This is a genomic window from Pseudomonas sp. PWP3-1b2, from assembly GCF_049896045.1.
GTDB classification, from domain to species: Bacteria; Pseudomonadota; Gammaproteobacteria; order Pseudomonadales; family Pseudomonadaceae; genus Aquipseudomonas; species Aquipseudomonas antarctica_B.
Window position 1 is genome coordinate 128,297 of the sequence record NZ_JAFCTN010000010.1, and the last position, 16,430, is coordinate 144,726.

The 16,430-nt window shown below is 60.0% G+C and carries 13 protein-coding genes; 12 read left to right on the plus strand and 1 reads right to left on the minus strand.

Annotated features, from left to right (window positions below):
* Positions 1 to 23 precede the first annotated feature (23 nt).
* Complete coding sequence (arcD, locus tag ACP7A2_RS09590; protein ID WP_426134008.1) at positions 24 to 1,451, minus strand: arginine-ornithine antiporter; 1,428 nt, start codon at positions 1,449 to 1,451, stop codon at positions 24 to 26.
* Between the two features lie 447 nt (positions 1,452 to 1,898).
* On the opposite strand from arcD (ACP7A2_RS09590), the gene arcD (ACP7A2_RS09595) reads away from it, so the two are divergent.
* The 12 genes from arcD (ACP7A2_RS09595) to ACP7A2_RS09650 all read left to right on the plus strand — a co-directional run bounded on the left by arcD (ACP7A2_RS09595) (position 1,899) and on the right by ACP7A2_RS09650 (position 16,304).
* Positions 1,899 to 3,326, plus strand: a complete 1,428-nt coding sequence (gene arcD, locus ACP7A2_RS09595) for an arginine-ornithine antiporter (RefSeq protein WP_426134009.1) — start codon at positions 1,899 to 1,901, stop codon at positions 3,324 to 3,326.
* Between the two features lie 24 nt (positions 3,327 to 3,350).
* Positions 3,351 to 4,607 carry an arginine deiminase gene (gene arcA / locus ACP7A2_RS09600; protein ID WP_426134010.1) on the plus strand — a complete coding sequence of 419 codons (1,257 nt, stop codon included), beginning with the start codon at positions 3,351 to 3,353 and terminating at the stop codon, positions 4,605 to 4,607.
* A gap of 12 nt (positions 4,608 to 4,619) precedes the next feature.
* Complete coding sequence (locus ACP7A2_RS09605) at positions 4,620 to 5,630, plus strand: ornithine carbamoyltransferase (RefSeq protein WP_426134011.1); 1,011 nt, start codon at positions 4,620 to 4,622, stop codon at positions 5,628 to 5,630.
* Positions 5,631 to 5,784: 154 nt separating this feature from the next.
* On the plus strand, positions 5,785 to 6,714 hold the full coding sequence (arcC, locus tag ACP7A2_RS09610; RefSeq protein ID WP_426134012.1) for a carbamate kinase: 930 nt from the start codon (positions 5,785 to 5,787) through the stop codon (positions 6,712 to 6,714).
* Between the two features lie 18 nt (positions 6,715 to 6,732).
* Complete coding sequence (locus ACP7A2_RS09615; RefSeq protein ID WP_426134013.1) at positions 6,733 to 7,095, plus strand: DUF5064 family protein; 363 nt, start codon at positions 6,733 to 6,735, stop codon at positions 7,093 to 7,095.
* Positions 7,096 to 7,275: 180 nt separating this feature from the next.
* Complete coding sequence (locus ACP7A2_RS09620) at positions 7,276 to 8,784, plus strand: sigma-54-dependent transcriptional regulator (RefSeq protein WP_426134014.1); 1,509 nt, start codon at positions 7,276 to 7,278, stop codon at positions 8,782 to 8,784.
* 387 nt (positions 8,785 to 9,171) lie between these two features.
* On the plus strand, positions 9,172 to 9,555 hold the full coding sequence (gene gcvH / locus ACP7A2_RS09625; RefSeq protein WP_426134015.1) for a glycine cleavage system protein GcvH: 384 nt from the start codon (positions 9,172 to 9,174) through the stop codon (positions 9,553 to 9,555).
* Between the two features lie 10 nt (positions 9,556 to 9,565).
* Entirely contained in the window at positions 9,566 to 12,403 is a 2,838-nt protein-coding gene (gene gcvP, locus ACP7A2_RS09630) for an aminomethyl-transferring glycine dehydrogenase (RefSeq protein WP_426134016.1), read from the plus strand.
* Between the two features lie 170 nt (positions 12,404 to 12,573).
* On the plus strand, positions 12,574 to 13,950 hold the full coding sequence (locus ACP7A2_RS09635; protein WP_426134017.1) for an L-serine ammonia-lyase: 1,377 nt from the start codon (positions 12,574 to 12,576) through the stop codon (positions 13,948 to 13,950).
* A 39-nt stretch (positions 13,951 to 13,989) separates the two neighbouring features.
* Positions 13,990 to 15,114: a glycine cleavage system aminomethyltransferase GcvT gene (gcvT, locus tag ACP7A2_RS09640; protein ID WP_426134018.1), complete on the plus strand. Its 1,125-nt coding sequence runs from the start codon at positions 13,990 to 13,992 to the stop codon at positions 15,112 to 15,114.
* Between the two features lie 392 nt (positions 15,115 to 15,506).
* Complete coding sequence (locus ACP7A2_RS09645) at positions 15,507 to 15,719, plus strand: cold-shock protein (RefSeq protein WP_017475696.1); 213 nt, start codon at positions 15,507 to 15,509, stop codon at positions 15,717 to 15,719.
* 96 nt (positions 15,720 to 15,815) lie between these two features.
* Positions 15,816 to 16,304, plus strand: a complete 489-nt coding sequence (locus ACP7A2_RS09650) for an RDD family protein (protein WP_426134019.1) — start codon at positions 15,816 to 15,818, stop codon at positions 16,302 to 16,304.
* The last annotated feature ends 126 nt before the right edge of the window (positions 16,305 to 16,430 follow it).

A 16,430-nucleotide genomic window follows, 5' to 3' on the forward strand; every position in this document is an offset into this window, starting at 1 on the left:
GCAAGGTGGCTCACACACCCATCTCACAACGACAAACCCCCGCTGTACAGCCCATACGCCGCCAGCCCCGCCCCCGCAACCACGCCACTGAAAATGCCTTTTTCGATAGGCGTAAACAAGGGCAAGCCCTGCTCGCGTTTGGCCAGGGCGAACAGAATGACGCCCGGCGCGTACAGCAGCGCCGACAACAACAGGTATTTAAGGCCCCCGGCGTAGAGCAGCCACACCGCATACCCCAGCGCGATCAGGCCCACCAGCAAATCCTTGATGCGCTGGCGTGCGGCGCCTTCGTAGGTTTCGCCGCGCCCGCTGAGCAGCACGGCGTAGGCCGCAGACCACAAGTAGGGCACGAGGATCATCGACGATGCGAGGTAAATCAACGTGGTGTAGGTGCTGTGGGAAAACAGCGTGATCACCAGAAAAAGCTGGATCATCACATTGGTCATCCACAGCGCGTTGACCGGCACCTGGTTGGCGTTTTCCTTTTTCAGAAACGCCGGCATGGTGTTGCCGTGGGCAGTGGCATAAAGAATTTCGGCGCACAACAGCGCCCACGACAGCAAGGCGCCGAGCAGCGACACCGCCAGGCCAATGCTGATCAGCAGCGCGCCCCACGGCCCGACAATATGCTCCAGCACGCCCGCCAGTGACGGGTTTTGCAGCTTGGCCAGTTCCGGCTGGCTCATGATGCCCAGCGACAACACATTCACCAGCACCAACAGCGCCAGCACGCCGAGAAACCCGATCACGGTGGCGCGGCCCACGTCCGAGCGTTTCTCGGCCCGCGCCGAGTAGACGCTGGCGCCCTCAATGCCGATAAACACAAACACGGTGACCAGCATCATGTTGCGTACCTGATCCACCACGCTGCCAATGCTCGGGTTGCCCAGCCCCCACATATCGCGGGTGAAGATATCGGCCTTGAACGCCACGGCGGCGATCACGATAAACATCAGCAGCGGCACGATCTTCGCGACGGTGGTGATCTGGTTGATGAACGCAGCCTCCTTGATCCCGCGCAGCACCAAAAAATGCACGGCCCACAGCAACAGCGAGGCACAGGCAATCGCGATGGGCGTATTACCTTGGCCGAACACCGGAAAAAAGTAACCGAGGGTGCTGAATAGCAACACGAAGTAACCGACATTGCCCATCCACGCACTGATCCAGTACCCCCAGGCGGATGAAAACCCCATGTAGTCGCCGAAACCGGCTTTCGCGTAGGCGTACACCCCGGAATCCAGTTCCGGTTTGCGGTTGGCCAGGGTCTGGAACACAAACGCGAGGGTGAGCATGCCCACGGCAGTGATCGCCCAGCCGATCAACACCGCGCCCACCTCAGCGCGCGCGGCCATATTTTGCGGCAGGGAGAAAATCCCGCCGCCAATCATTGAGCCGACCACCAGGGCAATCAAGGCACCCAATCGAAGTTTCTGGGCGGGTTGAGACATGCACACTCCTGGATATAAATCGACTCGGCTGACAACTGCGCACTCAACTAATTATCCAGCCAAGTGTAGCGTTTATGAGTGATGGCAAATAAAAGGGGCGCACTCATAACTTAATCATATGTCAATTAATAGCGTTTATGATCATTTGAAATTTAAACTTAGATAGCACTTTGCCACTTACCCATCGGATGGAAAAGATCCTGGAAAAAGGTTGCACATTCGGCAAATAGGGCTAGTTTCAAACGTCCACACCCCTGACTAATTAATTAACTACAAAGGGCACAAGGCTTCGGAAAGCGCCTGTGCCACGAATTGTATCGCCTGCAGCTTTCCAATCTAAGTCATTAATTCACAATGGAATGTGCCAATGAAGTGATCTGAGTCAGCTGTTTGATTAGCGCACGGAATTATTCTGTGGTCTCTCTTCTCCTGCATTGGAGTCACGTCATGTCTGAAACTCCCGGAAAACTTCGATTAGGCGCACTGGTCGCGCTTGTCGTCGGCTCAATGATTGGCGGCGGGATTTTCTCTCTGCCGCAAAACATGGCCGCCAGCGCCGATGTGGGCGCGGTATTGATCGGCTGGGTGATCACCGCCGTCGGCATGCTCACCCTGGCGTTTGTGTTCCAGACCCTCGCCAACCGCAAGCCCGACCTCGACGGCGGGGTGTACGCCTACGCCAAGGCCGGTTTCGGCGACTACATGGGGTTTTCATCGGCCTGGGGTTACTGGATCAGTGCCTGGCTGGGTAACGTCGGTTACTTCGTGTTGCTGTTCAGCACCCTGGGTTACTTCTTTCCGATCTTCGGTGAAGGCAACACACCCGCTGCGGTGATCGGCGCGTCGGTGTTGCTGTGGGCCGTGCATTTTTTGGTGCTGCGCGGGATCAAAGAGGCCGCGTTTATCAACCTGGTGACCACCGTTGCCAAGGTGGTGCCGCTGGTGCTGTTCGTATTGATCGCGGTGTTCGCATTCAAACTGGACATCTTCACCGCCGACATCTGGGGCGTGAAAAACCCCGACCTGGGCAGTGTGATGAACCAGGTGCGCAACATGATGCTGGTCACCGTGTGGGTGTTTATCGGCATCGAAGGCGCGAGCATTTTCTCGTCCCGTGCGGAAAAACGCTCCGACGTCGGCAAGGCCACCGTGATTGGGTTTATCACTGTGCTGCTGTTCCTGATGCTGGTGAACGTGCTGTCACTGGGGATCATGACCCAGCCGGAACTGGCCAAACTGCAGAACCCGTCGATGGCCGCCGTGCTGGAGCATGTGGTCGGTCATTGGGGCGCGGTGCTGATCAGCGTCGGCCTGATTATTTCGCTGCTGGGGGCGCTGCTGTCGTGGGTGCTGCTGTGTGCGGAGATCATGTTCGCCGCCGCCAGGGACCACACCATGCCGGCGTTTCTGCGCAAGGAAAACGCCAACCACGTGCCGGTCAACGCCCTGTGGCTGACCAACGCGATGGTGCAGATTTTCCTGGTGATCACGCTGTTTTCCGCCAGCACCTACCTGTCGCTCATCTACCTCGCCACCTCGATGATTCTGGTGCCTTACCTGTGGTCGGCGGCCTACGCGCTGCTGCTGGCGGTGCGCGGCGAGACCTACGAAAACGCCATCGCCGAACGCAAGAAAGACCTGTTCATCGGCGCCATCGCCCTGATCTACGCGGTCTGGCTGCTCTACGCCGGCGGCACCAAATACCTGCTGCTCTCCGCCCTGCTCTACGCCCCCGGCGCGATTCTGTTCGCCAAGGCCAAGCATGAACTGGGCAAACCGATTTTCACCAACGTCGAGAAACTGATTTTCGCCGCAGTGGTTGTGGGCGCCCTGGTGGCGGCCTATGGGCTCTACGACGGTTTCCTGACCTTGTAACTGATGTTCCTTGGAGGATCTGTAATGACCACCGAAAAAGTGAAGTACGGCGTACATTCCGAAGCCGGCAAACTGCGCAAAGTCATGGTGTGCTCCCCAGGCTTGGCCCACCAGCGGCTGACCCCCAACAACTGCGATGAACTGCTGTTCGATGATGTGCTGTGGGTGGCCCAGGCCAAGCGCGATCATTTCGACTTTGTGACCAAGATGCGCGAGCGCGACATCGATGTGCTGGAAATGCACAACCTGCTGACGGACATCGTCGCCATCCCCGAAGCGCTGGACTGGATCCTGGCGCGCAAGATCACCTCCAACACCGTTGGCCTGGGCCTGGTCGATGAAGTCGGCTCCTGGCTGCGCAGCCTGGAGCCGCGCAAGATTGCCGAGTTCCTGATCGGCGGCGTGTCGGCCGATGACCTGCCGAGCAGCTTCGGTGGCAAGACCATCGAGATGTTCCGCGACTTCCTCGGCCACGCCAGCTTCATCCTGCCACCGCTGCCCAATACCCAGTTCACCCGTGACACCACCTGCTGGATCTACGGCGGCGTGACGCTCAACCCGATGTACTGGCCGGCGCGACGCCAGGAAACCCTGCTGGCGAGCGCCATCTATAAATTCCACCCAGAGTTCACCAACGCAGACTTCCAGATCTGGTACGGCGACCCGGACCAGGAACACGGTGCTGCCACCTTGGAAGGCGGCGACGTGATGCCGATCGGCAACGGCGTGGTGTTGATCGGCATGGGCGAACGCTCGTCCCACCAGGCGATCGGTCAACTGGCGCGCAACCTGTTCAAGAACAAGGCCGTGGAACGGGTGATCGTTGCCGGCCTGCCGAAGTCCCGCGCGGCGATGCACCTGGACACCGTGTTCAGCTTCTGCGACCGCGACCTGGTGACCATCTTCCCCGAAGTGGTCAACCAGATTGTCCCCTTCACCCTGCGCCCTGACGAAAGCAAGCCGCACGGTATCGACATCCAGCGCGAAAAAACCAACTTCCTCGAAACCGTGGCCGCAGCCCTCAACCTCAAGGCCTTGCGCGTGGTGGAAACCGGCGGCAACAGCTTCGCCGCCGAGCGCGAGCAGTGGGATGACGGCAACAACGTAGTGGCCGTGGAACCCGGCGTGGTGATCGGTTACGACCGCAATACCTACACCAACACCTTGCTGCGCAAGGCCGGTGTGGAAGTCATCACCATCAGCGCCGGTGAACTCGGCCGGGGGCGTGGCGGCGGCCACTGCATGACCTGCCCGATCATCCGCGACCCTATCGACTATTAAGGAGATTCCATCATGGCTTTCAATATGCGCAACCGCAGCCTGCTGTCGCTGATGCACCACACGACTCGCGAGCTCAACTACCTGCTGGACCTGTCCCGCGACCTCAAACGCGCCAAATACACCGGCACTGAGCGCCCGCACCTGAAGGGCAAAAACATCGCGCTGATCTTCGAAAAAACCTCGACCCGCACCCGTTGCGCGTTCGAAGTGGCGGCCCATGACCAGGGCGCCCACGTCACCTACATTGACCCGGTGTCGTCGCAGATCGGCCACAAAGAGAGCATGAAAGACACGGCCCGCGTGCTTGGCCGCATGTTCGACGCCATCGAGTACCGTGGCTTCGAACAGGAAATCGTCGAAGAGCTGGCCAAGTTCGCCGGCGTGCCGGTGTTCAACGGCCTGACCGCCGAATTCCACCCGACGCAAATGATCGCCGACACCCTGACCATGCGCGAACACAGCGACAAGCCGCTGCATGACATCAGTTACGCCTACCTGGGCGATGCGCGCTACAACATGGGCAACTCGCTGCTGATGATCGGCGCCAAACTCGGCATGGATGTGCGCATCGGCGCGCCGAAAGCGCTGTGGCCGAGCGAGGATTTCATCAAGCAATGCCAGGCGTTTGCCGAAGAAAGCGGCGCGCGCATCACCATCACTGAAGACCCGAAAGAAGCGGTGAAAGGCGTGGACTTCATTCACACCGATATCTGGGTGTCGATGGGCGAGCCGGTGGAAGCGTGGGACGAGCGTATCGAGCAACTGCTGCCGTACCAGGTCAACGCCACGATGATGAAAGCCTCGGGTAACCCTCGGGTGAAATTCATGCACTGCCTGCCGGCGTTCCACAACAGTGAGACCAAGGTCGGCAAGGACATCGCCGCGCGCTATCCGAACTTGGCCGATGGCGTGGAAGTGACGGAAGAAGTGTTTGAGTCGCCGGCGAATATTGCCTTTGAGCAAGCGGAAAATCGCATGCACACCATCAAGGCGATTCTGGTGTCGGCGCTGGCGGATATCTAACCCCTCGCCCTGGCAATGCGATCAATGTGGGAGCCGGGCTTGCCCGCGATGCAGGCACCTCGGTCTATCAAGCGGACCGCGGTGATGCTATCGCAGGCAAGCCAGCTCCCACATTGGCCGAGTTGATTATGAGTATTTCAGAAGGACACTCTGTATGCGTATCGTCGTTGCACTGGGCGGTAACGCCCTGCTCCGCCGTGGTGAACCCATGACGGCGGACAACCAACGCGCCAACATCCGGATCGCCACCGAACAGATCGCCAAAATCTACCCCGGCAACGAGTTGGTGATCGCCCACGGCAATGGCCCGCAAGTCGGCCTGTTGTCGCTGCAGGCGGCGGCCTACACCCAGGTTTCGCCTTACCCGCTGGACGTGCTCGGCGCTGAAACCGAGGGCATGATCGGCTACATCATCGAACAGGAACTGGGCAACCTGCTGGACTTCGAAGTGCCGTTCGCCACTCTGCTCACCCAAGTGGAAGTAGACGCCAACGACCCAGCCTTCCAGAACCCGACCAAGCCCATCGGCCCGGTGTATTCCAGAGCAGAAGCGGAGAAACTCGCCGCTGAAAAAGGCTGGGCCATCGCGCCGGATGGCGACAAATACCGCCGCGTGGTCGCCAGCCCGCGCCCCAAACGCATCTTTGAAATACGCCCGATCACCTGGCTGCTGGAAAAAGGCAGCATCGTGATCTGCGCCGGTGGCGGCGGCATTCCAACGATGTACGGTGACGACGGCAAGCTCAAAGGCATCGAGGCGGTGATCGATAAAGACCTGTGCTCATCCCTGCTCGCCGGGCAATTGCACGCCGATTTGCTGGTGATCGCCACCGACGTTAACGCGGCGTTTATCGATTTCGGCAAGCCAACCCAAAAAGCCATCGCCCAGGCCCACCCCGACGATATGGAAAACCTCGGCTTCGCCGCCGGTTCCATGGGGCCCAAGGTGCAAGCGGCCTGCGAGTTCGCCCGTCAGACTGGCAAAACCGCAGTCATCGGTTCACTCTCGGACATCGAAGCCATCGTCCAGGGCAATGCTGGCACACGCATCAGCACGGCAACACCTGGCATCACCTACCTGTGAAGTAGAGGAGAAACGCCTATGGCCACTTTTGAACCCGGTCACCTGCATGTCGAACGTCACGCGCTGAATGACCAGGATTACAGCTACAACCTGTGCATCGACTATGAGGTCAGCCAGGACCCCAAGGAAGGCAAGGGGATGCTGTTCAAGCTGCACGGTTCGGTACAGGGCAAGGACATTAAAGAAGAGTTTTATTTGCCCAAGGATCAGGCGTTCGACTTCGCCCGGCATGCGATGAACATTGCGCAGAAATACGGGATGCCGAAGGTTGCCGTGCTCAATGGTTCGATGCACAAGCAGTACGACTTGATGTTCGAAGATGTGCGGCATCAGTTGGATGTGAAATCGGGCGACCCGGTCAAGCCCGAACACCTGGAATAGCCTTCTCTAAGGCAAAACAGGATAACTGTGGGAGCTGGCTTGCCTGCGATAGCGGTGTATCAGTAACAGAAATGTTGCCTGACCCACCGCTATCGCAGGCAAGCCAGCTCCCACATTTTGATCTCCATCGGCTCCAAGGCATACTTGCCGCCTCCAGCTCCCCAGAATTGCTAGCACCCCATGCGTATCCACGTCAGCTTCATCGACCGCGTCGGCATTACCCAGGAAGTCCTGGCCTTGCTCGGTGGGCGCAATCTCAACCTGGATGCGGTGGAGATGGTGCCGCCCAACGTGTATATCGACGCGCCGACCCTCAGCGCCGACGTGCTCGAAGAGCTGCGCGACGCCCTGTTCAGCGTGCAGGGCGTGCAGGCCGTTACCGTGGTGGACATCCTCCCCGGCCAACGCCGCCACTTGCAACTCGACGCCCTGCTGGCCGCCATGACCGACCCGGTGCTGGCCCTGGACAGTGCGGGCAAGATTCTGCTGGCCAACCCGGCGCTGATCGCCCTGTACGGTCGCGAACCGGCCGGGGAAAGCATCAGCGAGCTGTTCAATGACCCGAAGCTGCTCGACACGTTGCTGGAGCACGGCTTTCGCCTGGCCCTGCGCGAGATCAGCGTCAACGGCCAAACCTTGCTGCTGGACGCCACGCCGATCACCGACGCCGGCGCCCTGCTCACCCTCTACCAACCCAATCGCATCGGCGAGCAACTCTCGGCGCTGCACCATGACCACGCCGAAGGCTTTGATGCGCTGCTCGGCGAGTCGCCGGTGATTCGCACCCTCAAGGCGCGGGCACAACGGGTGGCGGCGCTGGATGCACCGTTGTTGATCCAGGGCGAAACCGGCACCGGCAAAGAGTTGGTCGCGCGTGCCTGCCATGCCATCAGCGCGCGCCACAGTGCGCCGTTCCTGGCGTTGAACTGTGCGGCGTTGCCGGAGAACCTGGCCGAGAGTGAATTGTTCGGGTATGCCCCCGGCGCGTTTACTGGCGCGCAAAGGGGCGGCAAGCCGGGGCTGATGGAGCTGGCGAACCAGGGCACGGTATTTCTCGATGAGATTGGCGAGATGTCGCCGTATCTGCAGGCCAAGCTGCTGCGCTTTTTGAATGACGGCAGTTTCCGCCGCGTCGGCGGCGACCGTGAAGTGAAGGTCAATGTGCGCATCCTCAGCGCCACTCACCGCGACCTGGAAAAGATGGTGAGTGAGGGCACCTTCCGCGAAGACCTGTTCTACCGCCTTAACGTACTCAATGTTGAAGTGCCGCCTCTGCGTGAGCGCGGTCAGGACATCCTGTTGCTCGCCCGCTATTTCATGCAGCAGGCTTGTGCACAGATTCAGCGCCCGGTCTGCCGCCTGGCGCCCGGCACCTACCCGGCGCTGTTGGGCAACCGCTGGCCGGGCAATGTGCGCCAGTTGCAAAATGTGATCTTCCGCGCGGCGGCCATCTGCGAAAGCACGCTGGTGGACATTGGTGACCTGGACATCGCCGGAACCTCAGTGGCGCGCCAGAACGACGGCGAAGTCGACAGCCTGGAACAGGCGGTGGAAGACTTCGAACGCGGCTTGCTGGAGAAGCTCTACGCCAGTTACCCCTCAACCCGTCAGTTGGCGAGCCGCCTGCAAACCTCCCACACGGCCATCGCCCATCGCCTGCGAAAGTACGGCATCCCCGGCAAGCCCTGACTAAAACGGTTTTCCAACTGTGGGAGCTGGCTTGCCTGCGATGGCGGCTTACCTGATGCACCGCTATCGCAGGCAAGCCAGCTCCCACAGTTGATTGCATTGCCAATAGGGTCCAGGAACGACACCCACTGTACTGAAAGCGCTACAGCGTAACGATATCGCTACAACTGTCTCTTTAGCGCGCAGTGCAAGGCTTTGATCCGCATAGGCTTTTTTTCATGCGCTCGAGTGTAGCGAAATCGCTACAGGCCAATCTTTCAAATCCACGACTGAAATTTACAACTTATTGATTCTTAAGGAATTAATAAGATTGGCCGCGATATTGCTACGTAACTCCTCATTATTCCAATCCCGTCCACCAGACGAATCTGGCCCCGAGGAGTTTCCATGAGCGAGTTGCGTTTTACTGAAGACCACGAATGGCTGCGCGCCGAAGCTGACGGCAGCGTGACCGTAGGTATCACCGCTTTCGCGCAGAACGCGCTGGGTGATGTGGTTTTCGTGCAACTGCCGGAGTTGCAGGTCTACGACAAGGGCGCTGAAGCGTCCACCGTGGAATCGGTCAAAGCCGCCAGCGGCGTGTACATGCCATTGGACGGTGAAGTACTGGAAGTGAACGACAAACTCGATGGCAGCCCGGAACTGGTCAACGAAGACCCGATGGGCGAAGGCTGGTTCTTCCGCTTTAAACCGGCTGATGCCGGAGCGGTCGCTAAACTGTTGGATCAGGATGCGTACGACCGTCTGATCAAAGCCAACGCTGAAGCTTGAGGAGCGCGCCATGAGTATCAACCTGAGCACCGCCAACGAATTCATCGCCCGCCACATCGGCCCGCGTCCGGAAGACGAGCAGCACATGCTCGCCAGCCTGGGTTTTGACTCCCTGGAAGCCCTGAGCGCCAGCGTCATCCCGCAAAGCATCAAGGGCACCAGCGTGCTCGGCCTGGAAGACGGCTTGAGCGAAGCCCAGGCCCTGGCCAGAATCAAGGCCATCGCCGGCAAAAACCAACTGTTCAAGACCTACATCGGCCAGGGCTACTACAACTGCCACACGCCGTCGCCGATCCTGCGCAACCTGCTGGAAAACCCGGCCTGGTACACCGCTTACACCCCGTACCAGCCAGAAATATCCCAGGGCCGCCTGGAATCGTTGCTGAATTTCCAGACCCTGATCAGCGACCTCACCGGCCTGCCGATCGCCAACGCCTCGCTGCTCGATGAAGCCACCGCTGCCGCCGAAGCCATGACCTTCTGCAAGCGCTTGAGCAAGAATAAAGGCAGCAATGCGTTCTTCGCCTCGGTGCACAGCCACCCGCAAACCCTCGACGTGCTGCGCACCCGTGCCGAGCCGTTGGGCATTGACGTGGTGGTGGGCGATGAGCGCGAGCTGACTGACGTCAGCCCGTTCTTCGGCGCTCTGCTGCAATACCCGGCCAGCAACGGTGACGTGTTTGACTACCGCGAACTGACCGAGCGATTCCACGCCGCCAACGCTCTGGTAGCCGTGGCCGCCGACCTGCTGGCCCTGACGCTGCTGACCCCGCCGGGCGAGTTCGGCGCCGACGTGGCCATCGGCAGCGCGCAACGCTTCGGCGTGCCGCTGGGTTTTGGCGGCCCGCACGCGGCCTACTTCTCCACCAAGGACGCATTCAAGCGCGATATGCCGGGCCGTCTGGTCGGTGTGTCCGTGGACCGTTTCGGCAAGCCGGCCCTGCGCCTGGCCATGCAGACCCGCGAGCAACATATCCGTCGCGAGAAGGCCACCAGCAACATCTGCACCGCCCAAGTATTGCTGGCCAACATCGCCAGCATGTACGCCGTGTACCACGGCCCCAAAGGCCTGACCCAGATCGCCCAGCGTGTGCACCAGCTGACCGCGATCCTGGCCAAAGGCTTGACCGCCCTGGGCCTCAAGGTCGAGCAGCAACACTTCTTCGACACTATTACCGTCAACACCGGCGTCCACACCGCCGCCCTGCACGACAAGGCCCGCGCCCAGCGCATCAACCTGCGTGTGGTCGATGCTGAGCGTCTTGGCCTGTCGGTCGACGAAACCACCACCCAGGCCGATATCGAAGCCTTGTGGGCAATTTTCGCCGACGGCAAGGCGCTGCCAGCCTTCACCGAGACCGAAACCACCCTGCCAGCCGCGCTGCTGCGCCAGTCGCCGATCCTCAGCCACCCGGTGTTCAACCGTTATCACTCGGAAACCGAGCTGATGCGCTACCTGCGCAAGCTGGCCGACAAGGACCTGGCGCTGGACCGCACCATGATTCCGCTGGGTTCGTGCACCATGAAACTCAACGCCGCCAGCGAAATGATCCCGGTGACCTGGGCCGAATTCGGTGCCCTGCACCCGTTCGCTCCCGCCGAGCAAAGCGCCGGTTACCTGGAGCTGACTTCGGACCTGGAAGCCATGCTCTGCGCGGCCACCGGTTACGACGCGATCTCGCTGCAGCCGAACGCCGGTTCACAGGGCGAGTACGCAGGCCTTCTGGCCATTCGTGCCTACCACCAGAGCCGTGGCGATGAGCGCCGCGACATCTGCCTGATCCCGTCTTCCGCCCACGGTACCAACCCGGCGACCGCCAACATGGCTGGTATGCGTGTGGTGGTCACCGCCTGCGACGCGCGTGGCAATGTCGACATCGACGACCTGCGCGCCAAGGCCATCGAGCACCGCGAGCACCTGGCCGCGCTGATGATCACCTACCCGTCCACCCACGGTGTGTTCGAAGAAGGCATCCGCGAAATCTGCGGGGTCATTCACGACAACGGCGGCCAGGTGTACATCGACGGCGCCAACATGAATGCGATGGTCGGCCTGTGCGCACCGGGCAAGTTCGGTGGCGACGTGTCCCACCTGAACCTGCACAAAACCTTCTGCATCCCCCACGGCGGTGGCGGGCCGGGCGTTGGCCCGATTGGCGTTAAATCCCACCTCGCGCCATTCCTGCCAGGCCACGCGGCCATGGAACGCAAGGAAGGCGCGGTGTGCGCGGCGCCATTTGGCAGCGCGAGCATTTTGCCGATCACCTGGATGTACATCAGCATGATGGGCGGCGCAGGCCTCAAACGCGCGTCGCAGCTGGCGATCCTGAATGCCAACTACATTTCCCGTCGCCTGGAAGAGCACTACCCCGTGCTCTACACCGGCAGCAACGGTTTGGTGGCCCACGAATGCATCCTCGATCTGCGCCCGCTCAAAGACAGCAGCGGTATCAGCGTGGATGACGTGGCCAAGCGCCTGATCGACTTCGGCTTCCATGCACCGACCATGTCGTTCCCGGTGGCGGGCACGCTGATGATCGAGCCGACCGAAAGTGAATCCAAAGAAGAGCTGGACCGCTTCTGCGACGCGATGATCGCCATCCGCGAAGAGATTCGCGCGGTGGAAAACGGCACGCTGGACAAGGACGACAACCCACTGAAAAACGCACCGCACACCGCCGCCGAACTGGTGGGCGAATGGACTCATCCGTACAGCCGCGAGCAAGCGGTGTATCCCGTGGCGTCATTGATCGAAGGCAAATACTGGCCGCCGGTTGGCCGGGTCGACAACGTGTTTGGCGATCGCAACCTGGTGTGTGCGTGCCCGTCGATCGAGAGCTACGCGTAAACCTGACTGAACAGGGTCAAGTGTGGGAGCTGGCTTGCCTGCGATGGCATCACCTGGGTCTGACTGATAGACCCAGGTGTCTGCATCGCAGGCAAGCCAGCTCCCACATGGATCTCTTCCACAGTCAGGCCGAGTACACCCAGAAAATAATAAGAAACCGGAGAACCACCATGTCCCTTAGCGTGTTCGACCTGTTCAAGATTGGCATCGGCCCCTCCAGTTCCCACACCGTCGGCCCGATGCGCGCCGCTGCCCGGTTTGTCGAAGGGTTGCGACGTGACGACCTGCTGAGCGCCACCGCCTGCGTCAAGGTGGAACTCTATGGTTCACTCGGCGCCACCGGCAAAGGCCATGGCAGTGACAAGGCCGTGCTCCTCGGCCTGGAAGGCGAACACCCGGACACCGTGAACACTGAAACCGTAGCCGCCCGCCTGGCGCAAGTGCGCAAAGACGGCCGCCTGAATTTGTTCGGTGAACACAGCATTGCGTTCAACGAGAAAGAACACCTGGCGATGATTCGCAAACCCCTCGCCTACCATCCCAACGGCATGATTTTTCGGGCCTTCGACGCCGCCAACATTCAGATCCGCAGCCGCGAGTACTACTCGGTCGGCGGTGGTTTTGTGGTGGATGAAGACGCCGCCGGCGCCGACCGCATCGTCGAAGACGCAACGCCGCTGACCTTTCCGTTCAAACACGCCAAAGACTTGCTCGGGCACTGCACCACCTACGGGCTGTCGATCAGCCAGGTGATGCTGACCAATGAAAGCGCCTGGCGGCCGGAAGCGGAGACCCGCGCCGGCTTGTTGAAAATCTGGCAAGTCATGCAGGACTGCGTGGACGCGGGCTGTCGCAATGAAGGGATTTTGCCTGGCGGCTTGAAGGTCAAGCGCCGCGCGGCTGCGCTGCATCGGCAGTTGTGCAAGCACCCGGAGTCGGCGCTGCGTGATCCACTGTCGGTGCTCGATTGGGTCAACCTTTACGCGCTGGCGGTCAACGAAGAAAACGCCAACGGCGGGCGCGTGGTCACGGCGCCCACCAACGGTGCGGCCGGAATTGTGCCGGCGGTGCTGCATTACTACATGCGCTTCATTCCCGGCGCGAACGAAGACGGCGTGGTGCGCTTTCTGCTCACCGCCGCCGCCATCGGCATTCTGTACAAGGAAAACGCGTCGATCTCCGGGGCTGAAGTCGGCTGTCAGGGTGAAGTCGGCGTGGCCTGTTCGATGGCTGCCGGTGCATTGTGTGAGGTGTTGGGCGGCACGGTTTCCCAAGTGGAAAACGCCGCCGAGATCGGCATGGAGCACAACCTTGGCCTGACGTGCGACCCCATTGGCGGGCTGGTGCAGGTGCCGTGCATCGAGCGCAATGCCATGGGTTCGGTGAAGGCAATCAATGCCGTGCGCATGGCCTTGCGCGGCGATGGGCAACACTTTGTATCCCTCGACAAGGTCATCCGCACCATGCGCCAGACCGGCGCCGACATGAAAAGCAAATACAAGGAAACCGCCCGTGGCGGTTTGGCGGTCAACATTATCGAGTGCTGACGCCCAAAGGCGCGTCCGCACGTTTTTCAGGAGCTGAATATGTCCACCGAAACCCTGTTGAAAACCCCTCTGCACGCACTGCACCTTGAGCTCGGCGCGCGCATGGTGCCCTTCGCTGGCTACGACATGCCGGTGCAATACCCACTCGGCGTGATGAAGGAACACCAGCACACCCGTGATCAGGCCGGGTTGTTCGACGTGTCCCACATGGGCCAGATCCGCCTGACCGGCGCAAATGCTGCCAAAGCCCTGGAAACCCTGGTGCCCGTCGACATCATCGACCTGCCGGTGGGCATGCAGCGCTACGCCATGTTCACAGACGACCAGGGCGGCATTCTTGACGACCTGATGGTGGCCAACCTGGGCAATGACGAGCTGTTCCTGGTGGTCAACGCTGCCTGCAAGGATCAGGACCTGGCGCACCTGCGCGCGCACATTGGCGAGGCGTGCACCATCGAGCCACTGTTCGAAGAGCGCGCCCTGCTGGCTCTGCAAGGCCCGGCGGCCGTGAAAGTGCTGGCGCGCCTGGCACCAGAAGTCACCAAAATGACCTTCATGCAGTTCGCCACCCTGCGCCTGCTCGGCGTGGACTGCTACGTGAGCCGCTCGGGCTACACCGGCGAAGACGGTTTTGAAATTTCCGTGCCCGCGGCCAATGCCGAAAGCCTGGCGCGCAGCCTGCTTGCCGAAACCGAAGTACAAGCGATCGGCCTCGGCGCCCGCGACTCGCTGCGCCTGGAAGCTGGCCTGTGCCTGTACGGCCACGACATGAACACCGAGACCACCCCGATTGAAGCCAGCCTGCTCTGGGCCATCTCCAAGGCCCGCCGTGCCGATGGCGCGCGTGCCGGTGGCTTCCCGGGTGCAGACCGCATCTTCACGCAACAACAAGCCGGTGTGAGCCGCAAGCGTGTCGGCCTGTTGCCGCAAGAGCGGACTCCGGTGCGTGAAGGCGCAGAAATCGTCGACGAACACGGCACCGTGATCGGCAGCGTATGCAGCGGCGGTTTCGGTCCAACCTTGGGCGGCCCGTTGGCCATGGGTTACCTGGACAGTGCATTCATCGCACTGGACACCGAAGTGTCTGCGTTGGTACGTGGGAAAAAAGTGCCACTACGCGTAAGTAAAATGCCATTTGTGCCGCAACGTTACTACCGTGGCTGATTGACTGTTCCTATAAGTAACGCGGTTGCGTCAGCGTGCACTACTCTGTAACGCAACCGCCATAAAACAGTGCACTACGATAGCTATTACAGTAGGAACTTACCTGTAACAAGTGATCAACTCTATCAACTATATGGGATCCGCTGAGCGGGGTAAAAGTGCCATCAAGCCGAACAAACGCTGGGTTTTTTCAGGGCTTGTTTTTTCTCCGGTAGTTGGCGTAGAGTTTGATCACTGTGTTTGCATGGGTCGCTTGGAACCTGGACCTGGGCAGTAGCTGAAGTAGTTGTGCTACACCCCGTTCGACGTCTCTTACTTTCCTGCAACTCAGCCCAGTACTCTTTCATATGAAAGAGGCTGTCATTAATTTTAAGCGTCAAAGGAAAGAAGAAATGTCGAATCGTCAGAGCGGTACCGTCAAGTGGTTTAACGACGAGAAAGGGTTTGGTTTTATCACTCCAGAAAGCGGGCCGGATCTGTTCGTGCATTTCCGCGCTATTCAGGGCAACGGCTTTAAGAGCCTGAAAGAAGGCCAGAAAGTAACCTTCATTGCTGTGCAAGGCCAGAAAGGCATGCAGGCTGACGAAGTACAAGCAGAAGGTTGATCCTTGCTGCGACAAAAAGCCCCTGATGGTGACATCAGGGGCTTTTTTATGCGCGTTTGTTCGTAGAATGGCGTTTTCCATCCAGAGAACCCTGCCATGCCCAAACCCTTGCTGAATCCCCAGGGCGACTTCCCCGCCGTTGGCTTGGGGCGTCGTCTGGCAGCGATGTTTTATGACTTTTTGCTGTGCACTGCGCTGTTGATCGTCACTGCGTTTATCTACAAGTTGGTGTGGATTGCGTTTGTGGGCGAGGCCAAAATGCGCACGCTGACCGAATCCGGGGCACTGGACGGTGACCCGCTGCTGTCGACGATTTTGGTTTTTGTGTTGTTTGGGTTTTTTGCCAAGTTCTGGACGTACTCGGGGCAGACCCTGGGTATGCAGGTGTGGGGGGTTCGCGTGCAGAACGCGGATGGGTCGCGGATTAGCCTGTGGCAGGCGTTGTTGCGGTTTGTGGTATCGATTGCTTCGTGGCTGTGTTTGGGGCTTGGGTTTATTTGGTCGCTGGTGGATAAGCAGAAGCGTGGGTGGCATGACATTTATTCGGATACACGGTTGGTGCGGGTGCCGAAGAAGGTTGGGTGATTGGGGTTGGGTTGGGGTTGGGGGCATATCCGTTGCTGCGGTAACGGCGGCTTATGGTTCCGCTCTTACAGCGGCTCACTTTTGGAAAGACCCAAAAGTAAGCAAAAGGTCTTCGCCCCACCACTC